The following is a 3,987-nucleotide window of genomic DNA, read 5'->3' as shown; positions in this document are numbered from 1 at the left end:
GTTTTCGGTAGTCCTCAATAGGAACAATAGGGTAGTACTGATGCGTGTTCCCATAGGCATTATGTGCCACATATCCCTTTTCTTCCAGGTTGCGTACAATAGTCGAAAGCGTATTGTAATGCGGTTGCTCCTCGGTGATTTCGGCCATGACCTCTTTCACAAAAGCCTTTTTTAGCTTCCATAAAATCTGCATGATTTCCTCTTCTTTGTTAGTTAATTTTTGCATCGTTTTATTTTTTTAAAAAATCTTTAGTTTGAACATAAATAATTCCACTGATAGCTTGCTCACCAAATTTTTGTATGGCCAATTGTTTACTTTTTTCACTGGCACTGTCTATCTTTTCAATGCTTATATTTGCAATTTGTTCTGGCTTTAGTTGATTCAAAATTGCAACACTACTCACTTTTCCATTTATAATAATTACTGCTTTTTTGTAGTCAACATCTATATTGCTTTTTACACTCTCTAAGTTGTCTTCTCTAACAGCTATTCTATATTTTGCTTCTGAATCTTTATCTTCTTTTTTATCACTCAAATTTTTAATTGTGTTATAACTTACTTCTGAAACACCCATTTTTATTTCCCAACCTTTTTTAGTAGGTTCTGTATCCTCTAAGACCTTGCTAGATTTTGAGCTATTTTTTTTAGTTGTTATTTCAAAGGCTCCATTAGCTCCGTCTGCACCATATTTTTTTTCTGCTAAAGTAGCTGGCAAAGTAATCGATGAAGCAATTTCTGAATCCAGATCCACTTTGATTAGGTCATTCTTATTTTGTTTTTGTCCATCAATTACAATTAGGTATTCTTTTCCGTTTTTAGTTGCATTTGTGATGCTCCATGATGGATAAGGTGACGATGATGAAATCATTTCTACTTTTGGCTCATCATTGTCTTTATCTGATTTATTCTGTTGCTTGTTCACAAAATCCATATGATTTTTTACATGAAGATTTTCCTTACTTGAGGCACTAAAACCAAAAGTGATTTGATTTGATTTGTCTTCTTTTACGAAAATATCAAAAGGCTTGATAGGTTTGTCTCCATTGACTTTGTATATTTTATTTACTCCAGCTTTGTCTTCCATACGAACTGAAATTGCGATTATCTCATTATTGCTATTAAATTTAAGATCCGTAAATGTTAAACTTATTCCATAAGTCGTTTTAAAGAATCCATTTTCTTCCTTTAGCTCTTTTTCGGTAGATTTAGAATTGATATGCATTGCTACGCTTGTCGAACCATTTTGAATTGTAAATTCACTTTCCTTTTCCTGTGCTACAACTTTTACTTGAAATAGAAACACAAAAGCAACAAGTGCCGGAAGCACCATAGCATATTTCCATGAATTAATTTTTTTTGATTGATTTTTGTTTAACATAATGATTCGTTTTTTGATTAATGATTGATAAAAATGATTGGTGATTGAAATACAATTTTCTTGAGTTGTTATTTTTAAAAGAGTCAACTGGTACCCTTTTTTGTCCTCTAATTTCTTCAAGGCTTCCTTGTCAGCGATAAATTCTAGATTTTGAACAATGGCTTTTTTGTAGAGCCAAATTATAGGATTAAACCAGAAAAGAGCACAAAAAAACCTTGTTAATAAAACGTCTACAGTGTGATATTGTCTGCTGTGAACTTTTTCGTGCTGCAAAATACTATCTAATTCAGTCGAATTGTATAATGATGAATTGTATACAATGGTACTAAAAAAAGAGAACGGCTCAATATGATCTACTGTGTCGATAAACTTAAGGTTAGATTCTGATCTGAAGGCTTTGTTTTTTAAAATCGTTTGTAGTCTATAATAGTCAAGTATGATTTTTGACATAAAGAGTAAAACACCAAACCCATACAAGCAACATACGATTAGATACCAATCAATTCGCGGATTATCTTCTTTTGATGCGGTTGTAGTTTTTAAAGTTGTCCAATCAAAAGTAAGAGGAGTGGCTTCAACTTGAATTACCTTTGTATAAAATAGTAATGGTAATGAAACGGAGGTTATTAATCCGGCCAGTAAAAACCATCTGTTGGAAGTAAAGAAGGTCTCTTTTCTCAGAGTAAAATGATAGGCTAAATAAAATAGTGTAAGTAAGCCGCTAGCTTTAAGAAAATAAATGTAAAATGCTTCCATCTCAAAATTGGTTTATTGTGGTTGGTTAGTTTTATTGTTAATCCTGATTCTCAATCATTGCCAAAATTTCTCTTAATTCCGCAGCGGATATTTTTTCTTCTTTGGCAAAAAACGAAACCATATTTTTGTACGAGCTATTAAAATAAGTATCAATTGCCGTACTCATAAATCGTTTTCGGTAATCCTCAATAGGAACAATAGGGTAGTACTGATGCGTATTACCATAGGCATTATGTGCCACATATCCCTTTTCTTCCAGGTTGCGTACAATAGTCGAAAGCGTATTGTAATGCGGCTGATCCTCGGTGATTTCGGCCATAACTTCTTTCACAAAAGCCTTTTTTAGCTTCCATAAAATCTGCATGATTTCCTCTTCTTTATTGGTTAATTTTTGCATAGTATAAGTCGTATTTGGGCGTTACCCGCGAAAAAGCGGGTCAGGCTATTCGGCTGTATCTCTTCGTTTCACTACGAGGATGCCGCCTACTATCCTTAACGCCATCCAAACTTACAACTATATTTATAGTTTACAAACTATTTTTATAGTTATTTAACTAAAATTTAAGTTAGCTAATTGTAGAAAAATTAAAAAAGCCTTTGTTTACAGGATAAACAAAGGCTTCTCAACACAATTTATTTTTTTTGAATTTGCTACACTATTTTGGTTTCTTTTTTCAAAAGTTTCTGAATCCAAATGCAACATACTGCTGCTGCGATACCAAAACTTCCCATAATAAACCAATTGGTTTGATAGCCTGATCGAGCTATAATCTCCAATCCCGATTTAGAACTGACAATGTGAGCTAAACTAAAACTCATCGTGTACAAAGCCATATAACGTCCTTCATGTCCTTTTGGCGCTCTACTTAAAGCAAAAGTATTCGAAAACGGAAAAGCGAGTATTTCACCTATCGAAATAAAAATCATACTAATGACTAATATGCCGGTCCACGTATTTATTAAAAGTAGATAAAAACTAAAAGACATTAATAAAACACCCCAAAGGATGATTTTTAATTTCTGCACCTTCTTTCTTTCAAAATAACCCACAAAAGGCATTTCAAGGGCAAATATCAAGAATCCGTTTAGAGTCATTAATAATCCAGTTTGAAATTCGCTTAGTCCAAATTGCTCACTATGATAAAGTGGCAGCGTCGTAAACAGTTGAAAGAAAATCATAGCCGTTACAAAACTAACGAATAAGAAAATCCAGAAAATCTTATCTTTAAAAACTGAGGAAACAGCTGTAATTGAAATGGAGACATTTGGATCTACTACTTTCTTTTTTTCTTTTACTAAAAGTGCAAAAATTAAAATGGCAATAACACAAGAGGATCCGTCCACCCAAAATAATCCTTGGTAACCCATACCCATGATAATAAGTCCACCCAAGGCTGGTCCAGCTGCAAATCCTAGATTAACAGCTAAACGAACTAGTGTCAGCGCTCTGGTTCTGTTTTCAGGTTTCGCATAGGTAGCGAGTGATACAAACATCGCGGGTCTAAACATATCCGCTAAGGTCATGATACTAAACATCCCGATACACAGTCCCCAAAAGGAAGTAATGTACTGCAAAACAAAAAAGAAGATTCCGCTGGTGAATAGACTAAATACCATGATTTTATAAAATCCTATTTTGTCCGATAGTTTTCCACCTAACCAAGAGCCTAACATTGATCCACAACCAAAAGCGACCATAATCCAACCCACTTCACCGTAGGAAAATTGTAAATCTTCCTTCAAATACTTGGATAAAAAAGGCAAAACCATAGTTCCGGCTCGATTGATAAAAGTGATGATGGCGAGTATCCAAATTTCTCTTGAAAAACCTTTGAAATTATTGATGTATTGT

General features: G+C 33.7%; 5 protein-coding genes. 1 reads left to right on the top strand and 4 read right to left on the bottom strand.

The genetic code is table 11. The features are described from left to right. On the bottom strand, positions 1 to 226 hold a 226-nt coding region (locus tag P8M54_RS12600), incomplete at its 3' end, for a BlaI/MecI/CopY family transcriptional regulator (RefSeq protein ID WP_300288263.1). A gap of 4 nt (positions 227 to 230) precedes the next feature. Next, positions 231 to 1,829 carry a M56 family metallopeptidase gene (locus P8M54_RS12595; RefSeq protein WP_300288264.1) on the bottom strand — a complete coding sequence of 533 codons (1,599 nt, stop codon included), beginning with the start codon at positions 1,827 to 1,829 and terminating at the stop codon, positions 231 to 233. Between P8M54_RS12595 and P8M54_RS12590 the strand changes: the two genes are divergently transcribed. Beyond that, positions 1,816 to 1,962, top strand: coding sequence for a hypothetical protein (locus P8M54_RS12590; RefSeq protein WP_300288265.1), 147 nt, complete (start codon positions 1,816 to 1,818; stop codon positions 1,960 to 1,962). The two genes, P8M54_RS12595 and P8M54_RS12590, sit on opposite strands and share 14 nt — an antisense overlap. Before the next feature lie 210 nt (positions 1,963 to 2,172). Here the strand turns inward: P8M54_RS12590 and P8M54_RS12585 are convergent, their stop codons facing one another. Then, positions 2,173 to 2,532, bottom strand: coding sequence for a BlaI/MecI/CopY family transcriptional regulator (locus P8M54_RS12585; RefSeq protein WP_300288262.1), 360 nt, complete (start codon positions 2,530 to 2,532; stop codon positions 2,173 to 2,175). 254 nt (positions 2,533 to 2,786) lie between these two features. Continuing rightward, on the bottom strand, positions 2,787 to 3,987 hold a 1,201-nt coding region (locus tag P8M54_RS12580), incomplete at its 5' end, for an MFS transporter (protein ID WP_300288261.1).

The organism is Flavobacterium sp. (assembly GCF_029242675.1).
In the GTDB taxonomy this organism is placed as follows: domain Bacteria; phylum Bacteroidota; class Bacteroidia; order Flavobacteriales; family Flavobacteriaceae; genus Flavobacterium.
Note: the sequence above shows the minus strand (reverse complement) of the source record. Positions and strands in the feature narration are given on the sequence as shown.